The sequence below is a fragment of the Rugamonas aquatica genome (genome assembly GCF_009380215.1).
Taxonomy (GTDB): Bacteria; Pseudomonadota; Gammaproteobacteria; order Burkholderiales; family Burkholderiaceae_D; genus Rugamonas; species Rugamonas aquatica_B.
The window spans coordinates 237060-262259 of the sequence record NZ_WHUG01000009.1; the positions used below are offsets into that span (position 1 = coordinate 237060).

Genomic DNA, 25200 nt, shown 5'->3' on the forward strand with positions numbered 1-25200 from the left:
CCGGAAGTAAAACTGTTTCGCATTAGAAATTTTCGCCCTTAGGACTCCAGGCGGCGCCGTGAACCATTTGATGGCCTGAGTTACCCATGCCCACAGCAAGCCCCTCCTTTTGCCGCTTGCCCCCTGCGGGGGTGCGCGCTTACCGTAACACGCTGTTTTACGAAAGATTTCATTCATGTCCAATGAGCATCACAACGACAACGCGACCGGCGGCGGCGATCTTTGCAGCTTGCTGCGCGGCGTAGAAGAATTTACCCGCGATATATTTCCCAATAACCGAGACTTGTTCAAAAGCCTGGCGCAAGGACAAGCCCCACACACATTGTTCATCACCTGTGCCGATTCGCGGGTGGTGCCGGAAATGATTACGCAGACCCAGCCTGGGGAACTGTTCGTGTGCCGGAATATAGGGAACATCGTACCGAGCTACGGTCAAATGCTGGGCGGTGTCTCGGCAGTCATCGAATACGCCGTGGCGATGCTCAGCGTCCGTCAAATCGTCATTTGCGGCCACTCGGATTGTGGTGCCATGAAAGGATTGATGACTAATACCACGAACGCGCAAGACATGCCCGCCGTCACAGCCTGGCTGCGCAATGCCGAAGCCGCGCGCAGCGTCATCTTGACGCGCAAACTCGACGGCGCCGCGACGGCAACCGCACTCGTCCAGGAAAACATACGTCTGCAACTGATGCATTTGCGTACCCATCCCGCAGTCGCAGCGCGTCTGGCGGAAGGTCGCCTGAACGTGCAGGGCTGGGTTTACGATATTGAACATGGCACGGTTACGGTATACGACGACGCCAGCGGCAGTTTCCAGTCCATCTCCGCAGCGCAAGCGCGCGGCCTGCCGCCGGAGACGCGGTGATTGCGCCTGGCCGGGTCCGCGTAGTGCATCTACTTCACTATATCGGACGGCCGCTGGCATTATTCTTTGCCTGGGACCTGGCGGTGACACTGATTTATCTGCGTGTGCACTACCACTTTACCTTCCCCGCGCTGCCTTTATCACTGCTCGGCTCAGCGCTTGCGATCTATCTCAGTTTTCGCAACACCGCCGCATATTCACGCTGGTGGGAAGCACGTACGCTATGGGGTACCATGGTCAATAGTTCGCGCAACTTCGCACGTGAAATAAAAATTTTATTACCACCGGAAACCGACGCACTACGCAAAAATCTTGTATTGCGGCACGCCGCCTATGTCCACGCGTTGCGCCTGCACCTGCGCAGTCAGTCACCATGGGCAGAGTTAGCGCCACGCCTGCCCCGGGGCGAGATCAACCGCTTGCGAGGCGTCGCCAACGTCCCCAACGCCATCCTTGGCCGCACAGCGGAGCTGGTCGCAGACCAATCCGGCATGGACAGCGTCAAACTGGCAGCGGTGTCACTGACGCTGAGCACGCTGTCGAATGCGCAAGGGGGAATGGAGCGCATCAAAAACACGCCGTTTCCCCAACAATACGCAGTCTATCCTGTGCTTTTCACTCACTTGTTCTGCGTATTGCTGCCACTGGGACTAGTGGAGTCGCTGGGCATCTTCACGCCGCTGGGGTCTGGTGCCGTTGGCGTGCTGCTGTTGGCGCTGCTGCAAATCGGCAATGACATGAAAAACCCTTTCGCCAACACCGAGCATGACGTCCCGCTGTCCACCCTGACGCGCGCTATCGAAATTGATTTACGCGATGGGCTGGACGAACCACACGGCTTGACTCAGATGAAAATCCAGGACGGGATATTGTGGTAGGCCGTCGTAGCATCGACCTTGGACCATGATCGGCATCGTCAACGCACAAATTGAATTATTTGCAGCCTGGCGTCACTCATAGCATAGCGGCGGCGACACCTGTTACAAACGGATCGATTCAGGTGCCAGGACCGCACACCAACACCGCTTCGGAAAATCAGCTTGTTTTTTGAGAAAGACCGCAAAATGCAGACGACACCTCTCATCTTTCGACTATCGTTGCAACAGCTTCTGCAAGTCCGTCCTTTGCCCAGCAATGCCCCTGTCGAGATCTACGGTGCGCAGGCCCTAGGTTACCGATCTGGGGAGATGTTACTCTTCCGGGGCTTCCGCTATGTACTCGACGTCACCCGGGACGTATTGGTTCGTGAAGACATCAATGCCTTGCTAATGATGCGTTAAGCGCTCATCCCCATCATCGGAGTACGCGATGGAATTCATCGACTTGGCGCAGCAGTGCGCCCCCGCAATCGACGTCAGGGCCATGCACGCTCTGGTCAAGACCGAATCCGGCTTCAACCAATACGCCATCGGCGTCGTCGGGGCGCCGTTGGCGCGCCAGCCGCGCTCCCTGCCCGAAGCGCTGGCGATGACCGAGATGCTTGAACGTAAAGGCTACAACTATTCGGTCGGCTATGCCCAGGTCAACAAGCACAATTTTAAAAAATACGGTCTGACGCGCCAGACGGCGTTCGACGCCTGCGCCAACATCGGTGCCGGCGCAAAAATCCTGGAAGAATGTTTTGTGGCCGCGCGGGCAAGCTATAGCAACGCGCAAGTCGGCCTGCGCGCAGCGCTGTCATGCTATTACAGTGGGAATTTTTCGCGTGGTTTCAAGTCGGAGCCGGGAGGGCGGCTCAGCTACGTAGACAAAGTGATCGGCAATGCGCTGGGGCAGGCCGACGCGCCGCGCGACGACCGACTGGCCGACGCGCCCGCGCCAACCCGACTGGGCGCGGCCTGGAACGACTATTCCATACGCTCCAGAAGATAGCGCGTTTCCTGATTGGGCAATTGCGCAGCCGGCACGCCGCAGGCAACCAAGGCATACCAAGCGCGGCCAGTGATGGTTTTCAGTGCGCCGGCACTGGCGTGGCGGCGCGTCAAGGCCCGATAGTCCTCGGGGCGCGCCATGCGCGCCACGCGCAAGAACGCCTCGACCACATACAATTGCCCCAACAAATTCCTGATCTGGCGATCGGCGGAGTCCGCTTCGTTACGGCAAACAAACGGCAACACCTGACCGTAGGCATTGACCTCGTCCAGTGCGTTGCCCAGGGTGTTTTTCGGCGTCGCTCGCATATACAGCGAGTAAATATTGCCTTTCTCATCGCCACGCATCCATGGTCCGACTTCCTCGTTGCGCAGCGATGGCCACGCCGATGCGGCCAAGTAGGGCTCATAGTACACGCCATCGATGTAATAGCCCTGGTGCGCCGCTGAATCAATATGAATCAGCTCATGCACCACCGTCGCCAAGCGTTCGACCGGACGGGAGAAGCCCTGCCCTGCGGCGTAGCGCGACAGCCCGTCACCATACTGCGGATACGCGGCATACAACCTGGCCAGTTGTGGCGCCTGAGTTTGCAATAAATCCAAGGGCGTGGCCAGTGCCACCGGGCCTATCCCGGCAACGGTGGCCAATACAAGTTTTCCTAGCATTTGACACTCCCAGTGAGTAGGGCATCGCCGGCCACGCGCGATCCGCCCCGTGAGGCCGGTGCGGATCGCGTCAATCAAGCTCAGGGGTAACATTTTTCATAAGAGACCAAGGGCATAGCCATCACCACACCGATGGGATCGCCGCCAGCGCCCAAACAGTTGACATCGGCGCCGCAGTAGGTCAGTACGGATTGCGTATTGGACATGTCCATTTGCAGAGCCAGCATGGCCGACAGCAAGGACTTGCCCGCAGTGGCGGCCGCCATCCCGTTCAGCGGCGCCATCAGGCCGGTAAACTTTCCCGCATCGACCTTGCCGGCGCCAAAAAAGCGCCCTGCCACCGTGTTCACAACCCAGCAGTCGTCCTTGTAATTGAACGGCGGCGCGCTGCCAGTGGACTGGACGATCACGGTCGGTGGTTGCGTCATCGCGCTCTGATTGGCTTTTGCCACCGCACCGGTGGGATTCTGGACAATGTCGTAGCTGCCGCCACCGTTCAGTGCCTGTACTTGCACACTGCCATTGTTGCTGATCTTGCCGACGCTCCAAGCCCAGGCAGGGCCAGTGGCGGCCCATGCGCCCGTTGAGCACAGCGCGGCCAGCAAGGCCGCCGTCAGTTTGCTTTTCATTCTTTGTTCCCTTTCACTTTATTCCAAAGATGTGTTGCGAAAACCCGATCCACGATATTGGTCGGGGGATTGGGGTCGGGCACCGCCATGTCGGCGCTCACCAGCGCCAGATTCAAGGGTGTGCCTTCGATCCAGATAACCGCCGCGTCGCCGTACAGTTCGACGCGAGCGTCCATTTGCCGCTTTTCCTTGATCAGGGCCGCCTCGCCCTGCAAATCGGTGACGCGGATATTCGCCAGTTTGACCTTGCGCGCGACAAACACCTGATTCTCCGGCACCGAAATCAGCACCGCACCGTCGCCATCGGCACCGGTCACGAAACCGTAGTGCACCTGCGGCGACAGCGCCACGCCCGCCCCCAGGCCCGCCCTGGTCTCCCAGTACATGGCACCACAGGCGGCGCGGCCGCGATCTCGCAGCGCCATTAACCCCATGGCCCGTGTCGCGTCGTTGTCCGGCACCGCCACCACCATCGCGCTGACAAGCACCGCCATCGCCACCGCCGTCACACCGCGGTAGAGCGCGGGGTGCTCGTATTTAAAATCCTCCCAGTCAGGCATGCCGGCCTCACAGTGAAAGTTCTATCCTGCGCGCGCCATGTACAATGAACACGGATTTCGGCCCCAGCCGCTCCAACACCGGGATGATTTGTTTACCGTGCAGCGGATACTCGAAATCCGTGACGCCCTCGCCAACCCGGTAAAATTTGCCATTGATAAAAGCCCCCGACGCCGTGATGCTGTCCAGCACCAGCCGACTGGCCAGCAGCGCGGCGTAGTCTGGTTGCGCCGTTGGCGCCGGCGACTCGGCAACGGCCGGCGCCGCCTTGAACAGTTGCTCCACCGAGCCCTCGGCCGTGACCTCGCCGCCGCGCTCACTGCTGGCTACCCACACGGGGAAGAGTTTCTTGACGTCCAGCGCCGTCTGCACATCCTGCTTGCTGGCCATGCGTTTGATGGGCAGCCCGGCCAGGTTGACGTTGACGTACTCGGCCAGCGACCAGATGCCAAAGATGGTCAACGCATATAGCGCGACGAGAACGGCGGACCAATTGCCCAGTTTTGCCTTGTTAAACATTATTCGCTCCGGAAAAGAAGACACAACTCGCCCAGCTTCGCCTGCGGCACCTCTTTCTCGCCGACGATGCTGACGTTATCGACCACCACGTCAGCCCGGTGGGCAAGCTTGTCGAGGCCACGTAACAGCGCGTCATAACTGCCCGCCTCCACCACAAAATGTTCCGCAGCCGTGCCCAGGCACAGCTTGGTTAGCCCGAGCTCGATATTGTTGGCCTTGAGCTGCTCGGCCGTCTTGAGCACCAGCGTATCGGTGCTGGCGCGCAAACCATAGGCCGGCAAGTCCATCAGTGCCACCAGCGACAACATGTCTGGAATGGTCGATGCGGCGCGATAGGTTTTCCCCCAGCGTTCCTGTGTGCCGGCCAACGCCAGGTAGCTATGCTTCCAACGCACCACCGAATCAGTGATGGCGTTCTGCTCTTTTGCCTTCGCCGCCAGCGTCGCGTACCCCTTGAGACCGGCCTGCGTCAGCACCAGCGCCAGCGACAGCGACAGCAAGGTCAACAGCAAACTGCGGTTCGCCACTTTATGCATGGTTGAACCCCTCCAAAATAAAAATACGCCGCTTGCCATCGTCCGACCACCCCTGGCGCGCCAGACGCATGTCCATGCCGGTGTTGGCCGCTACCTGCTCCATCAGCGCCTTGCCCTGCTCCATCGCAGAGCGCGCCTCAAGCGGCACCGATACGCGCAGCCACACATCCGGCGGGCGCTCGGCGCCGGATGTCGCGGAGGCCGCCGCGGCCGGCAGCCGGATTTCGATGATCTTCAACTGCGCGATCCCGCCCACGCCCACCACCAGGCTGCGCGCCTTTTCCACCATCGATACCTGGGCCCGCGCATCGTCGAGAAAAAAGCGGCGCTGCTGGATCGTATCGATCAAACCGCTATTCAGCCCGCCTTTGCCGGTGACTATAGGATCGGCCACCTCGCGCTCATAAAATGTGGTGGCGGCGTGATATTCGCTCCAGCCTTTACCGATGGCGCCGCCGCAGACCAGCACGCCGGCCGCCACCAGCGCGGCTGGCGTCAGACGACCGCCCCCCCTTTCCTGTGCGTGCAAGGCCAAGGGCCGGAACACCAGCTTGTGGAACAACTCGCTGCCCAGGTAGGCGATTTGCGGAAAATGCTCGCCGAACGGCGCCAGCGGCGCCGCCTGGACCACCTTGTACCCGGGTTTTTGCAGCGCGTAATCGTCCAGCAACGAGGCCAGCATGGCCTGAAAGTGCGGCACGCTGCGCGCCGGCAGCGACTTGTTCTCATAGCCGACAAAGCGGCCTTCCTCAAACACAAAAACATCCAGCGTGGTCTCGCTGGGGCCTTCGGCGCCGCCGATCAACAACACCTTGCCGCGGCTCGCCAGCCCCCACCGCAGGTAGGCGTCAATCGCCAGGGCGAAACGCACCCCCTTGGCGGCAGCCTGCACCACCGCTTGGTCCACCGCCACATGTACCCTGGGTGGATCCTTGGCCAACCAGCCTGCCACCCCTTCGACTCCCTTGCGCGGCACCAGTTTCAAATACCCCGCGGCCGGCACATCGCGCGCTGAGACAAACACCGCCGCACCAACCAGCAGCGCCTTGTTGCGCGCCACGCCAGCCAGATGAGCACTGCTCGATACGAACGACCAAGGCGCCTGCACGCGCCGGCCTTTGCCAAACATAGCCATCTCTCTATCCTTTCATCGCATCAGCCAGCGCAATGCCGAGCTGTATGTAGTATGCGGCCAGCGGCCCGACGATCAACACCGCCGAGACGAACAGCGCGATCACGTTGGCAAACCACAGCGCCACCTTGAGTTTTTCCTTGCCGTGCTTGAGCATGGCGCGCGCCGCCCGCAATAATTCAACGTCCAGCCGTCCCGTCTCTTCGGCAATCAGAAAGGCATTGCCGATGTAGAAGGGCCAGGTACGGCGGCTGTCACCGTCGGGCTGCCGGTCGGGATCGGCAGCATCGCCGAGGCCGCGCACTACGGCCTCGACCGACATGCGGCGCATGCCCTCCCGCAGCGACGGCGGCAGGGCCGCACTGGTCATATCGAGTCCCTCCGTCACCGGTATGCTGCCAGTGGCGTCCATCAGGGCCATGTAGTGCGCCCAGATGCCAAACGCGATATGGCGCAGCGCGTCGCCGACCACCGGCGCATTCAGCATCAGATCGGCCACCTTGCTGCGGTTGTCGGCCTGCGACAGCCAATAGGCGGCGGCGCCGGCCAGGCCGCCGCCGCCCAACAGCATGCCCAGCCAATGCTGCGCCACCATGCCGCTCATCCAGGTCGACAACTCAAACACGAAACCATGGTTGCCCACGCCCAGTGAGCTCGACAGCGCCGGGATCACCTTCACCATAAAAAACACAAAGACCGCGAGACCGAGCGCACCGAAACCGACCGGATACGCCAGTTCGCTCATCAACTTATACATTTCCCGCTGCAACTCGACAGTCGCTTCGATCCGCTCCAGCACCACCGGCAGCGTGCCGCTCTCTTCCCCTGCCCGGACCACGCTCACCAGCGTGGCCGGCCATACCCGACCCAGGAAGGACGACAGCGTCTGGCCGGCCGAGGCCCCCTGCGCCACCTCGCGCCAAAACGCCGCGTAGGCCGGCTGAAACCGCGCCATGCGCTCGGTGGCCGCCAACACCGGCACGCCCGCCGATAGCTGGTTGCCCAGGGCGGCGGCGGCGGCCTGGATTTCCTTAAGATTCATCATTGGATCGCATCCCCTAACTCAATGCGGCCTGCGCGCACCAGCGCCATGGCCGAGCTGAACAGTGTCGCGGTGCGGGCGCCGGCAATGACGTCGCGCCGGTTTTCTCCGTCGGCGCCGATGACAGCCCCGCCCAGCATGCCAAACATGGCGTTCTTGACGCGCCGCGTCACTGGCAAAACCTCATTTATGGGCAGGATATGGGCAACGCCGCTGTGGGCGCAATGCTTGCAGCCGCCGGGCGTGATGTGCATTGTGCGCTCCGGCAGCGGCTCGTCCAGGCTCTTAAAGTCGCAGTAGGCGGCGAACAGCTCGGCCTCCTCCTGCGTCGGCGCATGCAAGCTGCCGCAGTGCGGGCAGACATCGCGCACCATGTCCTGGGCGACGATCAGCGACAGCGCTTCGATGAACTGGTAGCGCTTGTTTGGATCGAGCATCTGCGCCACGCTGTCGTAGCCCAGCATGGCATCGTTGGCGTGCGTGGTGGAAAACACCAGGTGGCCCGAGATGGCCGCCGTGACGGCCGCGTTGGCGGTCACCGCGCCCAGGATCTCGCCGACAAAAATGACGTCGGGGTCATGCCGTTTGAATGCCTCTAGGTAGCGGTCGAACGCGTCTTCCATGGTGGCCGGCACATTGACCTGGGTGACCCCGCGCAGCAGACGCTCGACCGGCTTCTCCAGGGACAGGCGTTTGCGACTACGGCCGAAATGCCGGTAGTTTTCTTCCAGCGCGCCGCCCACCGTGGTGCTTTTTCCCGTATTGGTACCGCCCACCACCAGAATGAAACCTTTGCTCATCTTGGCGGCGGCGGCGATCTGCGCCCGCACCTTGGCGTCGAGCTGCAACCTCTCCAACTGGATGGTGGCCTCGGTGCGCGCCATCAACCGGATACTGACCGACATCAGGTACTCGCCCGGCTGGTTCATCGGAATGAACGACAGACGCATCTCGGCGTCGCCGGCGATCGAGCGGTAGATGATGTTGCCATCACGCGGTTCCCGCACCTTGGCCAGGTTGGGGTTGGCCCCCGACTTGGCCAGCAGGAAATCAACGATCTTGCCGGCCTCCTCGACTGACAGGCGCTCGGCCACCGGACACGGTACCATGTCCCGCAGACGGCGCATCTCGACCACCGAGCCAGCCCCGCGCTCGGGCGAAATGGCAACGTCCGTCACTTGGTGGGACAGCGCGTGGTCGAGGATGCGCGCCATCATCCGCTCGGCCTTGTCGACCGCGTTGGCGCCATACCACATCGCCACAATATTGCTTTCGCTCTGTACATCCTTGCCCTTGGCGATGGCCAGCCGGGCGATCACATGGTCACGCTTGCCCACCGCGACCAACAAATTGTCTTCCGCACCGCCCAGTCCGGCATTTTTTCGGATGACATCGTTCATCCGTTCTTCCAGGCCGCCCGTGGCATAGCGCAGCATATCGCCATAGGCTGAAAACACCAGCACCACGGTCTTATCCTCGATCAGCATCAGCGCGGCGTCCAACTCGTAGCATTTGGCCAGCACCGCCGGGTCCTGCATGGCGGCATGCGGCGCCAGCAAATCCAGCGACTCATAGTAGGCGTAGCTGGTGCGCAGCGCCATGACCTTCTCGATCTGCGAGCGCACCCCGGGGTCCGACTGCGCGAACCACTCCAGCGTGCGCATGCCGCTCGGCTTGTGCTCCTGTAACGCGACCAACTGGACTTTGCTCAGCAGCCCAAGTTCCACCAACGCCTCGCCGTCGTCGCACTGGCGCAAACGGGCCGCGAGGCTGGCGAGCGCCAAGATCTCGCGTCCCGCCAGCGTCCAGCCCCACTGGCGCGCGATGGCGGCATGCGCCTCCGCGCCTTCGCCTTCGCCGGCGCTCTGCCGCGCGGCGCGGACTTGCTCGGGCGGGCCCAAGGCCGACAATGGCGCCAGCGCAGCGCTGCCGCCGCGCTCCGCCTCGGCGTGGCGTCGCAGGTCGGCGAAGGTGGCAAACACCAGTACGGCGCGCTGGTCATCGGTCAGCATCAGCGCCGCGTCGAACTCCTCGCACTCCGCCCGCACCGGGCCGTCACGCATCGCCCGGTGTGGCGTCAGCCATGCCAGCGACTCGTAATACGCATGGCCGGCGCGCAGCGCCAGCGCCTTCTGCGCGGCGGTGCGCAGGCCGGAATCGGTTTGCCCCAGCCACTCCAGCGCGCCAATGCCGGCCGGCTTGCGCTGCAGCCGGCGTTGCAACTCGTCGGCCTCCAGCAAGCCCATCTCCACCAGCGACTCGCCACCGCCGCAACGCCTCAGGCGCACGGCCAGCGCGGCCAGCTCCAGCACCGCGCCACTGGCCGCGCTCCACCCCCACTCGCGGGCGAGCGCCGCCGACGCCTCGTGCCCCACATTGACATACTCCATAGCGTTCATCGTCCTTTCCCTACATCGTGAAGCCAGCGGCCACCACCAACGGCGTGCCTGCGGCATTCACTAACGGTGTTTCACTGATCAACGAGACGGCCTGGTCAGACGTGAACGCCAGCCCCACCGCCCCGCCCCACGCGTCAAACAAATCCTCGCAACCGAGCGGCACGCCGCGCCACACATACACGTCGCGACAGCCGGCCGCGCCACCGCCGTAGCCGACCAGCGCCGCCAGCGTGTAGCTGGTGCCGGCGGCCAGCGCGATGCCGGCATGGTCCCTGGCCGGGAACGCCCCCTGCGACGAATAGGAGTCGCCCAGCTTTTGCAGGGTGCGCCGCAGCCGCGCCCGTTCGTTGCTGACGGCATCGTTCATGCCCTGGCGCGTCTCCTTGCGGAACCAGACGCTGTTGCTAGCGCCACACCAGCTGGCCGCGGTCGCAAACCCGCCCGCGCCGCACGCGTTGACGGCCAGATAGTCGGCGCGGCTGCGGCCTTGGGATGGATCGACCGCGTACGCCACCATCCGCTGGTAGCGCCAGACGCCGTCCGTCAGCATCGCGCTGAGCGCATACCCCTGCCAAGCGGACAGCAGCGACCGGACCTGTTCGTAGCCTGGCGTTTGCGTCAGCGCCGCCAAGCCGCCTCCGGGCGGCTCGGCCGGGTAGGCGCCGCGCTCCAGATAGTACTGTTCCAGATGTTCCGCCAACAGCACCAGCTGGGTGCGTTGGGCGTTGGCCCGGTACGCGCGCATCAAATCAAAATTCTGTCCGGCCTGCACGGACAGCGCCGAGGCCAGCGCCAACAGCATCGCGGAAACAACGATGGCGTACATGCTTACCGTAGCCTCAAAAGCGCGGCGTTGGCGGCGGCGGGGCTGGCCTCGCCACCACGCATCACCGACCAGCCGACGATGCCGTAATCGGCGTTGCGGCCGCTGGTTGCTGGCGCAGGCACGGTGATTTGCGCCAGCAACTCAGCGTCGTGAAGCGCGACGCTGGCGAACCACACGCCCAGCACCAGCAACATCACCATTCCCGTCAGCTCGACCAGGGAGGCGCCGCCTTGTCCGGCACGCCCTGCATATTCATGTCTCATGGTTTATCCCAAGTGTAGGTGGCCGCCCGCGGCATCGCGGGCGGAGGAGGAAACCGCAGCCGCTTACAGCTGACGGAAGATTGTCACACTGCGCAGGCCGCCGGCAGAGGCGCCATACTGGACAACGCCGTTCGTCGTGTCGGTTGCCGCCGCGTTGGCCGGCGTGGTGCCGGAGCCGAATTTGACCACCAGCGCCGCCACCACCGAGTCGGGCACGTTGTCAAACTTGAAGCTGTGCGGCTGCGCGCCGCCCCCGGCCATCGTCACGGCAAAGTTCGAGATCTTGTAGTTGGCGCCCTCACCTTGGGCCACATCGGACAGCGGTGTTATACCAGCCTGCGCCCAGGCGTTGGGATAGCTGGTACTGACCTTGGTCGGGCCGCCGGTCAGCACATCGAGCAGGGTGGTGGCGCCGGCGCCGCCGGCGGGCAGCGTACTGGCCGTCGCGTCCGATGAGGTGCCGGCCGCCTGCGCCAGCAAGACCGCGTTCTGCGACAGCTTGCTGGCCGCCTCGTACATCGCCTGCGCCTTGGCGCTGTCGGTGATGCCGGCATTGCTGAACGATTTAGCTCCGACGATGGCCAACAGGCCCACCACCACCACCACTATGATCAGTTCGATCAGAGTGACACCACTTTGACGCTTATAAGTTCCACGCATTTTCAATCTCCAAAAAGGTTCAGGTTTTAAAAAGTCAACAACAGGTTGTTTCCCACTACGCCAGCATCGGGCCGGTCGCCCGCCGAGACGTTGCGATTGATTCTGAGCGCGGCGTAGTGCGGGGCGGCATTGGCCGCCTTGCTTCCGTCCGCGTCATAGTCGCGGCAATATTCGATGGCCCCGCCCCAGGCCGTCGTGCCGTACTCCTCCTTCGACAGGCCGATGCCGGCCAGCACATCCGTGCTGGACAAGTCATACCAGCCGTCGTGGCATCCCTGGTTGGCGGGCACGCTGGCCGGCGCCACCGTCATGGTGCCGGGGTTGGGCAGCCACCAGTTGCTCGGGTCGTTCCCTGAGGCGGTGTTCTGCTGGGCCCGGAAATACGACAACATGGCGTCACGGATACGGTCGAGTTTTTGCGCCGTATTGGCCAGCATCTGTTTCTGCAGCGGCAGCGTCGACACGAAGAACGGCGCCAAGTCTCCGCCGGACGTGCTCCAGTTGCCGTAGTTGGTCGCGGTGAGCGCCGCGCTGTCGCCCGGTACCCCGCTCGCCGCGCTCGGATTGCAGGCCGCCGTCCGTTCACAAGCGCTCATGTAGACCACGCCGAACTGGTAGGTCAGCACCACCTGCGGCCCCGACTGAAAATACAGGGGCCAGGCCGCCACCAGTCCATCGACGCGTTGATAGACGCGGACCCGGTGTGCCGGATAGTTGTCATCGTTGAGCTCACTGGGGTTGACGCCCGACTGCGTCAACGCCCCGGCCAACGCCAGTCCAGCGGCGGACGCATCGAGCGGGTTGAACACCGTCGAGGAATAACCGGCGCCGGTATAGGGTGGCGGCAGCGTGCCCAACGCAGTGCTGTCATGCGCGTACTGCAACAAGGCGATGCCGATGGTCTGGTTGTTGACCTCCTGTTTCCGGGCATAGCTGCCGCGCATGCTGGCCACATAGCTGTTGAGGATGGGCGACACCGCGATCGACAAGATCCCCAGCACCATGACGGCGACGATCAATTCGACCAGCGTGACGCCGGTTTGTTGGTGGCGCTTCATCATTCGTGCTTCGTCAATTTCACGCGCAGTGCGAAGTAATACGTACCAGATTCTTTGGTGCTGTTCTTCTGGCCGAAGATGGCGCCCAGCGGACCGTTCTTCAGCCCGGTGACACCGGCATCGGCCGAGTTGCTCTGGTCCTCCGACTGGCCGCCGATCACGATCAGATCGCCGTCACGCAGCGGTACTTCACCGCGATATTTAAAGGTCGCCGGTAGCGGGATCTCCTGCCCCACGGCCTGGGTCCCAGCGCCGGTGGACACCTGTTGCGAGACAGTCTGCGTGCCGGCCTGCACCACCTGGTCCAGGATGATGCCGGCCCGTATCAGCTGCGCCTCGGAATCGTAGTGCGCATTGATGGTCAGCGTGGTCCCGAAGTCGAAGGGAATCAGCTGGTTCTGCGTGCCGACCGCTGCTGCGCCGGTGGTGCCGGCCGCGGCGACCTGGCTGTACTGCACAAAATATTTCCTGCTGGTGCGGGAAAAATGGCCGGGCACGCCGTTGCTGGTCACCAGGATGGGCCGCTGGACAATATTGACCGTGCCGTAGTTCTGCAGATAGGCGTTGAACACCTGCAAGCCGTCCAGCGGGCTACGCACGCCCAGCAGCGTGCCAGCTAGCGACTGGCCACCGGTGGTGATCGAGGGGATGGCGCCGCCCTCCGGGAAGTTGACGGTGACGCCACCCAAGGCATTGTTAGAGAAAGCCACGCCATAGCGGCTGCTGGCGAAGCGGCCGAAGCTGCTGATGTCCAGGCCTTCGCTGTTGCTGTTGTTGCTGGTGACCAGTATCATTTCACCCACGAAGGTGATGCGATAGCTGTTTTCCACTTGAATGCGGCGAATGTATTTATCCAGGTCGTTCAACAGCCAGCGCGGCGCCTGCACCGTCACGTAGCCAGTCACCGGGTTGACGGCGAAGGTGCCGATACGCTTCCTGGTGTAGAAATCAGCGCTCTGGTTGGTACTGTTCGCGGTGAAGCCGCCAGCGAGCCGGCCAAGCGGCGATGGCGCCGGCACCGTCACGCCCGGCTGCTGGCCCGCCAGTTCGGCGGCGCCGGTGGCGACACCGGGCAACAGCACCTCCATCCGATCCTTCAGCTCGGCCCTCAAGCTGGCCCAAAAATCGTCGTTGTTGTTGATCGACGCCCCGCCCATGCCGCCGCTGGAGTCAGCGGCGGACACGCCCTGCCCCGTTGCCTGCCCCGCCAGCTGCTGTCCCTGCCCCTGTCCTGACACCTGCGCCGTACCACCCAGGCTGCCCTGACCGCTCTGCGCGCTCACACCAGTGTCGCCGGCTGACGCGATGGCGCCACCGGCACCGCTACGCGCGCTGAACGAGGTCTTGCGATCACCCAGGTTGATCTTCCAGCTGCGCGTCGCCATGGGACGGATCAGCACTGTATGCGCGATATCATCGAGTTCATAATCCAGGCCGACCGCGCCCAGGATGCTGCTCAACGCCATTTCAGCATCCATATCCTGCACGCCCAGGCCGGCATAAGTGTAGCTGTCGAGCGGGATGGAGGAGCTGATATTGATGCCCTGCTCAAAGAACATCCTGACGACTTCCGTCAAATTGAGCGTGCGGCGCTTGTCGTTCAACAGTTTGACGCGCTTGTTCGACAGCCACCAGCTGCTACTCTCATCTTTAACCGTCAACACCGGCAAGATCGAGCTGTCAAGCACGGCGACTGGGTTGATATCGGTTGCCGGGCTCTTCTGCATCGCCACGCGCGACTCCTGGGTCAGTTGCTCTGACCGTTGCTGATTCAATTGCAGTGGAGCGCAGCCAGCCAGCGCGCACACCACGCCTACGACCAGCGCTTTGTCACGGATGCGCATCATTTCTCTCCTCGTGCAACCAGCACCAGTTTGTTCTTCGTAATGTCCACATGCAGATGCAGGTCCTGGCGGATTGCGCCAAAAAGCTCCATCACCGCCTTGGCGAAATCGCCTTCGACCGTCAGGTCGCCTTGCGCACGATAACCACCATCGACGTTCCAGACCAGACGATAGCCCGCCCGTTCGCACCAACGATCCAACGTTGAACGCAAGCTGGCGCCGGCCTTGATTTCCCACTGCGGCAAAGACGCGGCCTGCGGCTGCGCCTCGCTCACGAACGCCATCGACGCCACACCCTTGACGTCAGCGCCAAACGGCAGCGCCACAGCTGCCTGCGGGACCGCGTTACCTGGCGCCACCACTTGCCCCAAGCTGGGCGCGGGCGGTTGTACCACGTTGGCCGACACCGCCGATGCCATGGCAGGCATGAGCAGCAGAGAAAGCAGAAGACATTTCATTACACTTCCTTTCGATTGTTCCATCGCTGATTCCCCGCGCAGCTACCGACACGAAGCGCTGTTCACGTCCCTCGTCGATGCTTCGCGAAAACAAAATTTCAAACCGTAGACCGCATGCCGGAACCTGCTTCCGCATCCGTCTCGCCGTTCATCTGGCGTCATGCTGCTTGGGTAACTGCGACCCGAAAAAAAGTTCACTTTAGAAAGTTCCCACTACAAATGGCAATTATTTTTGCAGCGCCATCCATGTATTGTCATCGACACAAGCGACGACAAGCGAGGCGCTTGAGCAATCCTGGGGATACTGGAGGCATGTACCGCTTGAGCTGATTTGAGTCGCACCGTCCCGGAACTCATGGACGGCATTCGTTACCAACGCGTTGACGCGCAGAGATCTCCGTTGCATCCCCTCTCATCCGTTTAAGAAGCACCCTGCTTGGGCTGCTGAATCTTTTCTATGGAATGCATGACAACGAAATTCATATCACCAACGCAGAAATCCGTTGCGTGATGTCGCTGGCCGGGTCAATCGACTGGCCGACATGGCGCGAGCTGCGGCAACAGCCATACCAACCTCTTCGGCGATCAATACTGCGATCACCGCCTGCTTGACCATCAATAACTTAGAAAGAGAAAACCATGCTAAGTAACACCAACCGACGTCCCACCGGCCATACCCCGCCGCCAGCGGAAAAGCGGCATATCGACGCCACCGATGCCCCGCCCCCACAGCTAGCCCCCCCCCATGCGCAAATGCTGCGCGTCACCTCACCCAAAGCACGCAGCCAGATTTCTCCACGGCTAGGACCACACCCAATGAAAACTGCCTCGCGTAGGTTCTGCACGCTGTGGCTGTCGCCGCACATTCGCTCCATTGACGTGAACAGCAAGACGATCAAGCAATGCAACGACGAGCGCATTAAAAATCTCGACGTTCGCAGTCCGCAGGGATTTCTGGCGCACCAAATGGATCTCGATGACTTTTCTCTTCACAAAAAGGGCGATTGGAGACGTTTTGTAGACTGCAACCAGGAACTGTTCGCGCAGTTTGAACACGCGCTTCAGGTGCTGTCCGCCAAGACCCAGCGTGAGTTGAGCAGTCGAGACTTTAAATCCTTGTATGACCAGATTATTCGCCCCGCCATGACACAAAGAGAAATCCATGACAAACGACTTGCCATCAACTTGACCAATGCAGCAGTTACCGAGGTGATCAAGCAAGCCGACCCTCGCGCATCCGTCTGGGATCGCGCTCGTGAAATCTATACCGCTGCGTCAGGCTTGGGACTCATCACCGACAACCAGATTGATGCATGCCTGCAGACGACCATAGGACAGATGCACACCCGGGCGGCGGACCTCGTCGCGACGACAGTAGAGACGATGCGCTCGATGGAGACCGTTGATATGACGGAACGCGCGCTGTCAGAGTTAAGCTGGTCTGCTCGCGCCGCTGCGAATGACGCGTTGCTGGCAATGATAGCCCGCAACGCGCTGCAGGCCGCCGGCTCCGCCCTTCACCCAGAGTGGAAAGATGAAGTACCGGACGGATCGATCGACTTCATCAATGCCCAAGTTGCGCAAAAAAATAGTGGCGCCTCATTTGTCGCGATGCACACAGCCAAAGGATGGGGGAAATACAGCGAGTGGTGCAATGAGGCCGCTGTGATCTACGCCAAACTATATAGGCATTGCAACTGATTCGATCAGGATCGAATCACCACGCAGTGACGCATCGCCGTCATTTCAAGCGGTGGCAGGCCGGACAGCAAAACGGCAGCGGTGACGGCGGCATCCACTGCCCCCCCGGTCAGGCAACGCCAGCGCTGCCTGACCGGCGCAATTCCAGCGCTATACAAGGCCATTGGCAGCTCGCTGTGACGCCGCCTTCAAGTTGACGTACAACGTCTCCAGCATAACGGGATCAAAATCCCGGAAGCGCTCGAACGTCAGCGATACGGATCGGAATTGCTCCATGATGCCACTTCGGGCAATTATGCCGGGATCGATCCTGTTCAGCATCGCAAGGTTTTGCATGTACTCAGCAAGGCAGGACTCGAACATCTCCTTGAAATCCCAGCGGCCCCCGACCTCATGGGGCCAAACGCGCTTCGAGAACAAATCCCATACGCGATCACCCTTGAGCTGGATCGCAGTCAGCGACTTCGCCAAGGCCTTCAATCGAAGACGCCCCTTGAAACGGCGATAAGGGCCAACGAGCCATACCATGAACGCGCGACCCAGGTGTTTTTTTCGAACAGCAACAAGCGCTGGCGATGGCGCCTCGCAAGCCACCCGGTCATTCGATGAACAACACGTCGCAGTTTGCTCAGCGAGCACCCGAGGCACCGCAGCGGAATGCAGAGCAGAAAAAACGACAGCCTGGTCAGGGAAATGAACGCCCCACGATGGAAGGATGTCAGCCCCCACCGCTACTAATGGCGCGACACTGCTGCGGCGATTGCTCGCGCCGCCAGTGGCTACGCGTGACGTCAGCAAAGTACTCGCCTGCGTGCCGATGGTGCAATGGAGCGGCAAACGGTGGCCAGGCGAGCATGGCACAACAGTTTGCGGGACGCCCTCCGGCAAGCAGGATGGCGACTGGGCCGCATCAACGCCCCCTTGTTGGGGCTTAACAATATACATACAACCCTTTATTCAATCGCATTCGCGATGCCTTTATGTTCAGCATTCCCTGCCGGTGGTCGAAGAACGGCACGACGCGGGTCCAGTTTCGACGCCAGGATTGCCACATTCGGGCATACCGTTTAGCTCGTTTATCCAAATTTATCAAAATTGAGTTCAGCTGCGTTGGTGGTGGCCGCGCTGTCGATGATGGGTAACAGGAACAGCAAGATCCTCGCACCGAACCGCGCTCCGATCCGCATCCTCACCAAGAGAGATCGCGTCGGAACTATTTACATCATGGGCGTTACTTCTCAATGCGATCACAGACCAGTCCGCGACATCTCGCGGAGACCAGGACTATCGGATAGCTGGCTGCCGCAACACCAGGCATACCAAACAATAGGAGAAATTTGACAATGTTAGAGAGTACCAGCAGTGCAACGAAGCCTTTAGACCCGACATCCAATCACAGTTGGGCGCTGAGTTGGCTGGGGCGAAGACTGCTGCGTGTTGAGCAGGCCTTCCTTGGCATATTCCACAGGATGCCGCGCACCTCCCCGCTCCCTCAAAAAAATGAACTTTACGCCGAATCCGTACCCGCTGCGGAAAGCAGCAATAGGATTCCACGCCCGCAGAATAGAGCGGGGCCAAGCTTCAGCACAAGATTCTCACGCTGGTGGAACGGCGAAAACATCGCTAGCGTATCGGTCACGGCACCGCCGAATACGCAATTCAATGCACTACTCTCTGCGGCTGCGAAGACGCTGGCACTACCCCGCCCTCTACGCAGGCACGAGGCGCAACAGCAACTGACTCAGTATAAGAAAATGCACCACCTGCTAAAAAAAATTTCCGAGAAAAAAGAGAACGAATGTACTCCGCAGGAATGGCAAACGCACAAAGCCGCGGTTGCAGATTTGGCTTACAAACTACAAGATCATGGTGCCGCACTAATAAATGCATGCAAAAAGTATCAGCAGACCCACCAGGAATTAGTCGCTTTGATCGGGGAGTTTCTTCAATACAGGCGATTCGGTCAATCAAAGTTAGCCATGGCCGACGAAGCACAATGCGCTTCGTCGGCGACACCTATATCACCGCGCACGAACGGCGCCGGTGAAGCGCCTCCCTGATTGCCCGCTCGCCCCAGCAACAAGCTGGGGCGGGCCTCGTGTATCCCCCCCCCCCTGAAGTGACCGGTCTCTTGGTGCGCGTACCTTGATGTTGCCGTTGCGTGAACAATACCCGAGTAAGCTCAGGTCCCCGCGGACTGATCTTGCATTTCGCGCAGGCGCAATAGCAAGACGCGGGTCTGCTGCTGGCCGAGCGTGTCCCCCAAGGCTTCCTGATGCCTGAGCGCCTTGGCTAAAAACTGACCGGCCTGCGCCAGTTGGCCTTGTTGCGAAAGCGTTGCGCCGATCGACAATAGCGTCGCCGCCAACGCGGCGCGGTCGCCAAGCTTCTCATATATTGCCTTGGCGCGTGCCCAGTTGTATAGCGCCTGCGGCACCTGCTCCAGCATCTGATGGGCCAAGGCCATCTGGTGAAATATTTTCGCTAGCGCGCCACACATACCAGCCCTGATCAATATCTGGGCAGACTGCTCAAGCAGGCGCAATGCGCGCGCGGCCTGCCCCCGCGCCAGCGCGGCGATGCCAAGATTATGCAGCGCAGCGGCCTCATCACCGGGGCTGTCCAGCGGCCCCTGGGCGGCCAGACGCCAGGCTTCGTCATAACACGCGGTCGCCGCCTCCGCCTGCTGTAGCTGCGTTTGCAAAATGCCCAACCACAGCAGGGTCCGCGCAAGGCCCAGGGTGTCGCCTGCGGCCCTGCGCAAGCTTCTGGCGCGCTCCAAGGCCGCCAGCGCCTCGTGGTAGCGCCCTAGTTCAACATGCGCGGCACCGATGTTGTGCAGCGTGGCGGCCTCGCCGTCGAGATCCCCCAACTCTCGACGGATGCGCAACGCTCTGGCGTAACATGTCAACGCGGCGCTGCCATCTCCCCGCTCACCATGGGAAACACCTATATTGTTGAGAAGAACGCCAACGCTGGCGAGGTGGCCCTCGCCCTTGGCGATGGTCAGGGCCTTGTACAGGCAAGCCAGCGCTTCCGCATGGTCGCCCGTATGCTGATAGGCCTCCGCCAAACGGCTGTGTGCCACCATTTCCCCTTTCCTATCGCCGTCGCGCTGGTAAAGCCGCAGCGCTTGCCCATAAGCGACCAGCGCGCCCGGAATGTCGGACAGCTGAAACTGTAAAAACCCGATAGTCTGCACGCATCGAGCGACACCGGCGCGGTCGCCCGCTTCGCCCAGGTGGTACAAAGCTTCGCGCGCCAACACCAGGGCCCGCCGCACATCACCGCTACGGTAGCAGCGATCCGCCTCTGCCTCAATCGCCAAACCCTGGTTGGCGGCTGGCGGGGACATGGCACTTACGGTGCCCGGTATTTTAAGAGATGCCGCGTTCAGCACAAACGTAGTGGAATTGATCTTCATGCGTTTCCTTAGAGCTCGCCCACGGCGCGGCAGAACGGCCGCCGTACGTGGGCTGATTCGGCACATGGTGCGTTACGGCAGCGCACACGCTGCCGATAAGCGTGCCATCGATTCTTCAAGGCGATTCCGCAAGACTTCAGCCTTCACGCTGTCGCTGCGCGCTAAACGTTTAATTTCGGGCAAGACCGTTTCCTTCATGGCCCGCATGCTCAGAGGGAGTGTGCTAGACATGATTTCCAGCATCTGCTTGGCTTGCGGGTGGTCGGCCAGCCCTGGCGCGACCTGGCACAACGCTTTGGCCCGACGGTATTCATAAGACTGTTGGTCAAAGTCTCGGATGGCCTCCGACAACGCCTGCGCATTGGGTGGCACGCTTTGTGCGCCACTGGCACGCTTCAGGCCCAACGCCAACGCTTGCGAGCAAACCACTGTGGTGCAGTGGGCCATCATCTTCCTGAGGCCGTCTTCCATTTCCTCGCTACCGTTCTCGGCCTGATGGTATGAACGCGCAGTCAGCGCCGCCGGCGTGGCGCGTAGCGCCCCCCCCGAACGAGGGATACCGGATGCCAACGCGCTATGCAAGCCTGCCCCTATCGCCACATTGCTCTGCGGTGTGGCGATAGGCTGGACATGGGCATTCGTTGCCAGCGTCGGAAGCGCCCAGTCTAAACAGCTGCGTTTGGTTTTAACATGCATGAATGACTTCTTTCTTAAAATTAGGGGAAGAGTGTTAAACAGGAACCGGGTCCCATCTGCGAGCGGGGCCATCACCCACCACTGTCGCCCGGCACCTGCTTGGTGACGGCAATGCTCCGGGAGTTCCTTCCGTCGTAGGGAACTGAGCTCCGCAGCGTACTAAACCGGCAGTCTTCTGCCGTGCTTAGTCACTCTGGGGCCACACTGGGGATGGGGGGAGTACCGCCCCGCGTCGATGGGACTGAGTCTGGCTGCCGACCACCACGGCATTGCGCACGCACCGCTTAGCCCTGGGCATGGAGGGGGGGGGTTGCAAAATTAACAAAAAAAAGAAATCAGAAAAAAATGAGCTGTTTTTCCAGCTGATTTTGCGTTAACTCAAACAGGCGCCATTTATCAGCAAAATAGCGCCAGCGACGCCTGACCGGATTGTCGACCACATGTCATCTTGTTTGCTGTCCCAGCCATCTTTCTGGAGCCGTAATATGTCAATCAACACCCGTGTAGACGTTTCCGTTCCGACCAACCCCTTGTGCGCAGATCTGCCACGAGCACGCATCGGAGAAACCTTCGACATCTTGGTCGAACGTCATCATTCGGAGTTAACGGAATTTATCGTGGGGGAGATGAATCAGCATCATGACACGCCCCAAAGCGGACAACACTTCCTGGACGCGCGTCAAGCGCTGGTGGCACACAAGGGGACATTGGCCGGGGCCAGGTGGGAATTTGGCATTGCGCTCAATCTGGCGCGCAGCCTGGCATCGACCCGCGCTTGCGGTGTCGCGATGCTACGACGGGGCGCCAGCGCGGGCCTGCCGTACGAATTGCTGACAACGCTGTTATTGGTCACCGACGGCAGTCTGTCGCTTGATATGGCCGGCATTTTGTTGGTGCTGCCGGTGGCAGTGGTACGCAGCCGCTTGGCGCACGTATCCCGCGTCCCCTCCACGCCTTGCGCCTGCGGCCATGCGAACCACCCGGCGGCGACGCCCGCTGTCGCGCCAGCAGTGGCCTAGCCTGCGACACCCGGCACGGCAGGCGGTCAGGCCATCCCAGCCGCCCTGCCGCAACAGATCGACGAGCTCGCTGCAGCGTAGCCTACTCCTTGCTCATTTCCTTCATCAACCACAACTTCCCGGCAGTCCACTCGCGCTTAACGGTCGCTGCGGAGATGCCCAGCGCCTCCGCAGTATCTTCAATGGTCAGGTCACTAAAGTACCGCAGCTCGATAATCGTCACCATCCGCTCGTCGATTTCTTTTAATCTTGTCAATGCCCGGTCCAGGGTAATCACATCCACCATTACACGGTCAGGCGGCGCAGGGACAAACTCGGCCGCTCCCAATGTCAGGTTATCGATACCGGCGCCGCGCTTTTCAGCATTGCGGCTGATCGCGTAATTGACCAGGATGCGCCGCATCATGGTCGCCGCCATCGCGACAAACTGCGTGCGGTTGCCGGCAAAGTCGTGCTCTTGCTCGAATAGCCTCAGGTAGGCGCTATGCGCAAGATCAGTTGCCTGCAGTGTATGACCTTGCCGTTCCTTCGACATGAAACTGCGTGCCAGCTTCTTCAATCGCTGATACACCATCGGCGACGATACCCAATCGCTCTCTGCATGCTCCGGGGACGGGTGCGCCGATGCCGGCGATGGGCTAGCCTCAACCGTAACTTCCGGCTTGTTTGCTGGGTCAGATTTCATGGCGCACACTTCCAGTCGGACAAACGCCACGGCTGAAAAAATGGTTGAGTTGGCAGCGGCGCCATGTCGCAACAGCGCCGCACAGGGACTGGAAACAGTCTGCCACATTAATTGCTTAATCGCAATTAATATTATCTATGATGGTATGCGGGCCGGCATAGCGCAGCGCCATGCACGTGATGTCGTCGGCTTGCGGGGCCGTGCCGACGAAGGCCGCCAACACCTTCTCCACCTGGGGCGGGTAGTGCGCCGCCGGCGCATCGGCAGGCAATGCGTCGAGCGCGGCCAGCAGCGCGGCGTCGCCAAACAGCTCCAGCTCGTCGTTGCTGGCCTCGGTGATGCCGTCCGTGTACAGAAACAACACGTCGCCTGCCAGCAATTGCAACCGGCCCTCACCGTAGACGCAGTCCGTCTGCACCGCGAGCGCCATGCCACCGGGCTGGGACAACAGGCTGCTGACGCCGCCCCGGCGCAGCGCCGGCGGATTGTGGCCACCACTGGCGTAGTCAAAGCGGCCGGTGTCCAGGTCCAGCACGCCATAGAACAGCGTCACGAACATCATTTCCTCATTTTCCGCCGCCAGCAGATTGTTGACGCGGGCTAAGGTCTCCGCCGGCGAAGGTACAAACCCGGCGCTGACCTTGAGCAGGGTGCGCGAAACGGCCATGTAAAACGCGGCCGGCACCCCTTTACCGGCCACATCCGCGATAACCACGGCCAGGCGCCGGCCATCCAGTAGGAAATAATCGTAGAAATCGCCACCAACCTCCTTGGCCGGCAGGATCAGGCTGGCTAGCGCGACATCGGCGCGCTCAGGCAACTGGCGCGGCAAAATGGACAACTGCATACGCCGCGCGATGACCAATTCCTGCTGTAGCGAGACAAAGGCTTCGCGGGTGCGCAGCGCCACGTTCAAGTCCTGCACCAGTTGCAACAAGTTGGCCTGCTGCGCGCGGATCCGGCCGGACAAGCCCTGCAGCACACTCGCCAGCAAGGCCAGCTGGTCGCCGGCGTCGGCGTCAGGCCGGCTGGGCGGCAACACCACCCAGCCGGCAGGCACCGGTGCGCGCCCGGCGGGATCGAGCGTCTCCTCCAGCTGGCGCAACTCCGCGCGGATAATCCGCTCCTGCCTGCGCGCCTCGCGACTGCGCTCCTCGCGCAGCAGGTCAAGCTTGATCATTTCTTCGCGCAGGCGGGCCACGCCCAGTGCGATACGCCCGGCTTCGTCCAGCGGGCCCACCTCCAGGCCCACAGACGTATCGCCGCGCGACAGCGCCGTCAGCACCTCGACCGCGCGCGCCAGCGGCGCGAACCTACGACGCACGTGGAAAAAAAGCCAGACCAGTACCGCGGCGGTAAATAGCAGCGTGGCGCCGGCCGTGACGCCCAGCCGCCAGCGCTCGCGTGCGCGCTGTGCGGACACGTCGCGCAGCACAGCCAACCCAGCCACCTGGCGCCCGTCCAGTCCAGCCACCGTAGTGCTGGTCACCTGATGGCGGCCGCTATGGTCCTCAAGCTCGATCACGCCATCGTGGCGCAAGGCAACCGCCGGCGCGAGCCGCACGTAAGCAGGTTGGCCGCCGCCATCCATCGCACGTCCCCGCAAATTGAACAGGACAACCTCAGCCCCCAGACTCCCGGCCAGCTCGTCCAACACGGCGCCAACGGGCACGCCCAAGGTCAACGCGGCGGCAACTCCGCCGGCCTGGCGGATCGGCACCGCGACCACCAGGGCAAAATGCTCTCCCGCCACCGGCGTCAAGCCATTCACTACTTGCCCCGCCAACACCCGGTGCAGGGCGGGGCCATCCAGTTGGGCTTCGCCCACCGATGCGCTCGACGAGCTGTACAGCAGCTGCGCATCGGCGCCCACCACATCCAGCTGGGCGCCACCACCACCGCGGCGCAGCATCCGCGCGCGCGCCGCCAGACCGTCGGCCGTCAGCGCACCAGACAACTCCAGTTGTTCAGCCAGCGTTTCCGCCAGCCGTTGCAACCGCTCCAACTCGGCCGTCTCGATCTTGCGCCAACCGATGCGCTGAATGTCGAGCAGCACCTGCGCCAGCCGTTCTTCCTGTCCTGCTTGCCAACCGGCGGCGGCCAGCGCAAGGGCAGTTAGCAACGCGGCGGCCACGCCGCCGAACACCAGTGTCAACCGTGTACTCAACAGCATCAGCATGGCCCGCCCAGACTGTTCGCCGGTGCGCTGATCGGTGGCAGCACCGCCAGCCAGGCCGCCGCGGCCGCAGCCAGCAGCGCCGCCGCGCCGCGCCAGTGAGGCAGAGCGCCCGCCTCGGCGGCCAAGCCCAGCGCCGGACCGGCCAGCAAGGCACCCAGCAGCGG

General features: G+C 61.8%; 25 protein-coding genes. 6 read left to right on the forward strand and 19 right to left on the reverse strand.

Annotated elements, in window-relative coordinates:
• Positions 1–175: 175 nt before the first annotated feature.
• The 3 genes from GEV02_RS21710 to GEV02_RS21720 all read left to right on the forward strand — a co-directional run bounded on the left by GEV02_RS21710 (position 176) and on the right by GEV02_RS21720 (position 2740).
• Complete coding sequence (locus GEV02_RS21710) at positions 176–868, forward strand: carbonic anhydrase (protein WP_152840046.1); 693 nt, start codon at positions 176–178, stop codon at positions 866–868.
• On the forward strand, positions 865–1746 hold the full coding sequence (locus tag GEV02_RS21715) for a bestrophin family protein (protein ID WP_328595884.1): 882 nt from the start codon (positions 865–867) through the stop codon (positions 1744–1746). The genes GEV02_RS21710 and GEV02_RS21715 overlap by 4 nt, the downstream gene beginning before the upstream one ends.
• A gap of 430 nt (positions 1747–2176) precedes the next feature.
• Complete coding sequence (locus GEV02_RS21720) at positions 2177–2740, forward strand: lytic transglycosylase domain-containing protein (protein WP_152840047.1); 564 nt, start codon at positions 2177–2179, stop codon at positions 2738–2740.
• On the opposite strand, the gene GEV02_RS21725 is transcribed toward GEV02_RS21720, so the two are convergent.
• The 14 genes from GEV02_RS21725 to GEV02_RS21790 all read right to left on the reverse strand — a co-directional run bounded on the left by GEV02_RS21725 (position 2716) and on the right by GEV02_RS21790 (position 15332).
• Entirely contained in the window at positions 2716–3390 is a 675-nt protein-coding gene (locus tag GEV02_RS21725; protein WP_152840048.1) for a hypothetical protein, read from the reverse strand. The two genes, GEV02_RS21720 and GEV02_RS21725, sit on opposite strands and share 25 nt — an antisense overlap.
• 98 nt (positions 3391–3488) lie before the next feature.
• Positions 3489–4037, reverse strand: a complete 549-nt coding sequence (locus GEV02_RS21730; protein WP_152840049.1) for a hypothetical protein — start codon at positions 4035–4037, stop codon at positions 3489–3491.
• A complete protein-coding gene (locus tag GEV02_RS21735; RefSeq protein WP_152840050.1) occupies positions 4034–4597 on the reverse strand; it encodes a hypothetical protein in 564 nt (187 codons plus the stop codon). Before GEV02_RS21735 ends, GEV02_RS21730 begins: the two co-directional genes overlap by 4 nt.
• 7 nt (positions 4598–4604) lie before the next feature.
• Entirely contained in the window at positions 4605–5114 is a 510-nt protein-coding gene (locus GEV02_RS21740) for a hypothetical protein (RefSeq protein ID WP_152840051.1), read from the reverse strand.
• Positions 5114–5650, reverse strand: coding sequence for a hypothetical protein (locus GEV02_RS21745; protein ID WP_152840052.1), 537 nt, complete (start codon positions 5648–5650; stop codon positions 5114–5116). Before GEV02_RS21745 ends, GEV02_RS21740 begins: the two co-directional genes overlap by 1 nt.
• Entirely contained in the window at positions 5643–6785 is a 1143-nt protein-coding gene (locus tag GEV02_RS21750; protein WP_152840053.1) for a hypothetical protein, read from the reverse strand. Before GEV02_RS21750 ends, GEV02_RS21745 begins: the two co-directional genes overlap by 8 nt.
• 4 nt (positions 6786–6789) lie before the next feature.
• On the reverse strand, positions 6790–7827 hold the full coding sequence (locus GEV02_RS21755) for a type II secretion system F family protein (RefSeq protein ID WP_152840054.1): 1038 nt from the start codon (positions 7825–7827) through the stop codon (positions 6790–6792).
• Positions 7824–10223: an ATPase, T2SS/T4P/T4SS family gene (locus GEV02_RS21760; RefSeq protein WP_152840055.1), complete on the reverse strand. Its 2400-nt coding sequence runs from the start codon at positions 10221–10223 to the stop codon at positions 7824–7826. Before GEV02_RS21760 ends, GEV02_RS21755 begins: the two co-directional genes overlap by 4 nt.
• Before the next feature lie 10 nt (positions 10224–10233).
• Positions 10234–11049, reverse strand: coding sequence for a type II secretion system protein GspG (locus GEV02_RS21765; RefSeq protein WP_152840056.1), 816 nt, complete (start codon positions 11047–11049; stop codon positions 10234–10236).
• A gap of 2 nt (positions 11050–11051) precedes the next feature.
• A complete protein-coding gene (locus GEV02_RS21770; protein ID WP_152840057.1) occupies positions 11052–11312 on the reverse strand; it encodes a hypothetical protein in 261 nt (86 codons plus the stop codon).
• 63 nt (positions 11313–11375) lie between these two features.
• Positions 11376–11972 (reverse strand): prepilin-type N-terminal cleavage/methylation domain-containing protein, encoded by a 597-nt coding sequence (locus GEV02_RS21775; RefSeq protein ID WP_152840058.1) that lies wholly within the window; start codon positions 11970–11972, stop codon positions 11376–11378.
• A gap of 26 nt (positions 11973–11998) precedes the next feature.
• Complete coding sequence (locus GEV02_RS21780; RefSeq protein ID WP_152840059.1) at positions 11999–13033, reverse strand: type II secretion system protein; 1035 nt, start codon at positions 13031–13033, stop codon at positions 11999–12001.
• Entirely contained in the window at positions 13030–14877 is a 1848-nt protein-coding gene (locus tag GEV02_RS21785; RefSeq protein WP_152840060.1) for a hypothetical protein, read from the reverse strand. The genes GEV02_RS21780 and GEV02_RS21785 overlap by 4 nt, the downstream gene beginning before the upstream one ends.
• The gene (locus GEV02_RS21790) at positions 14874–15332 is read right to left on the reverse strand and encodes a TcpQ domain-containing protein (RefSeq protein ID WP_174999266.1); all 459 of its coding nucleotides are present in this window, start codon (positions 15330–15332) and stop codon (positions 14874–14876) included. The genes GEV02_RS21785 and GEV02_RS21790 overlap by 4 nt, the downstream gene beginning before the upstream one ends.
• Positions 15333–16148: 816 nt before the next feature.
• Between GEV02_RS21790 and GEV02_RS21795 the strand changes: the two genes are divergently transcribed.
• A complete protein-coding gene (locus GEV02_RS21795; RefSeq protein ID WP_152840062.1) occupies positions 16149–17033 on the forward strand; it encodes a hypothetical protein in 885 nt (294 codons plus the stop codon).
• Positions 17034–17183: 150 nt separating this feature from the next.
• Here GEV02_RS21795 and GEV02_RS21800 read toward each other — a convergent pair whose 3' ends face one another.
• Positions 17184–17831 (reverse strand): hypothetical protein, encoded by a 648-nt coding sequence (locus tag GEV02_RS21800; RefSeq protein WP_152840063.1) that lies wholly within the window; start codon positions 17829–17831, stop codon positions 17184–17186.
• Positions 17832–18376: 545 nt separating this feature from the next.
• Here GEV02_RS21800 and GEV02_RS21805 point away from each other — a divergent pair.
• On the forward strand, positions 18377–19093 hold the full coding sequence (locus GEV02_RS21805; protein WP_152840064.1) for a hypothetical protein: 717 nt from the start codon (positions 18377–18379) through the stop codon (positions 19091–19093).
• 122 nt (positions 19094–19215) lie between these two features.
• On the opposite strand, the gene GEV02_RS21810 is transcribed toward GEV02_RS21805, so the two are convergent.
• Together GEV02_RS21810 and GEV02_RS21815 are read right to left on the reverse strand one after the other, a co-directional pair.
• A complete protein-coding gene (locus GEV02_RS21810) occupies positions 19216–20457 on the reverse strand; it encodes a tetratricopeptide repeat protein (RefSeq protein WP_174999268.1) in 1242 nt (413 codons plus the stop codon).
• A 72-nt stretch (positions 20458–20529) separates the two neighbouring features.
• Positions 20530–21153, reverse strand: coding sequence for a hypothetical protein (locus GEV02_RS21815; RefSeq protein WP_152840066.1), 624 nt, complete (start codon positions 21151–21153; stop codon positions 20530–20532).
• A 485-nt stretch (positions 21154–21638) separates the two neighbouring features.
• On the opposite strand from GEV02_RS21815, the gene GEV02_RS21820 reads away from it, so the two are divergent.
• Positions 21639–22172: a hypothetical protein gene (locus tag GEV02_RS21820; protein ID WP_152840067.1), complete on the forward strand. Its 534-nt coding sequence runs from the start codon at positions 21639–21641 to the stop codon at positions 22170–22172.
• Between the two features lie 82 nt (positions 22173–22254).
• On the opposite strand, the gene GEV02_RS21825 is transcribed toward GEV02_RS21820, so the two are convergent.
• Both GEV02_RS21825 and GEV02_RS21830 read right to left on the reverse strand, forming a co-directional pair.
• Positions 22255–22965, reverse strand: coding sequence for an ECF-type sigma factor (locus GEV02_RS21825; RefSeq protein ID WP_152840068.1), 711 nt, complete (start codon positions 22963–22965; stop codon positions 22255–22257).
• A gap of 7 nt (positions 22966–22972) precedes the next feature.
• Positions 22973–25036: a SpoIIE family protein phosphatase gene (locus GEV02_RS21830; protein WP_152840069.1), complete on the reverse strand. Its 2064-nt coding sequence runs from the start codon at positions 25034–25036 to the stop codon at positions 22973–22975.
• Positions 25037–25200: the final 164 nt, after the last annotated feature.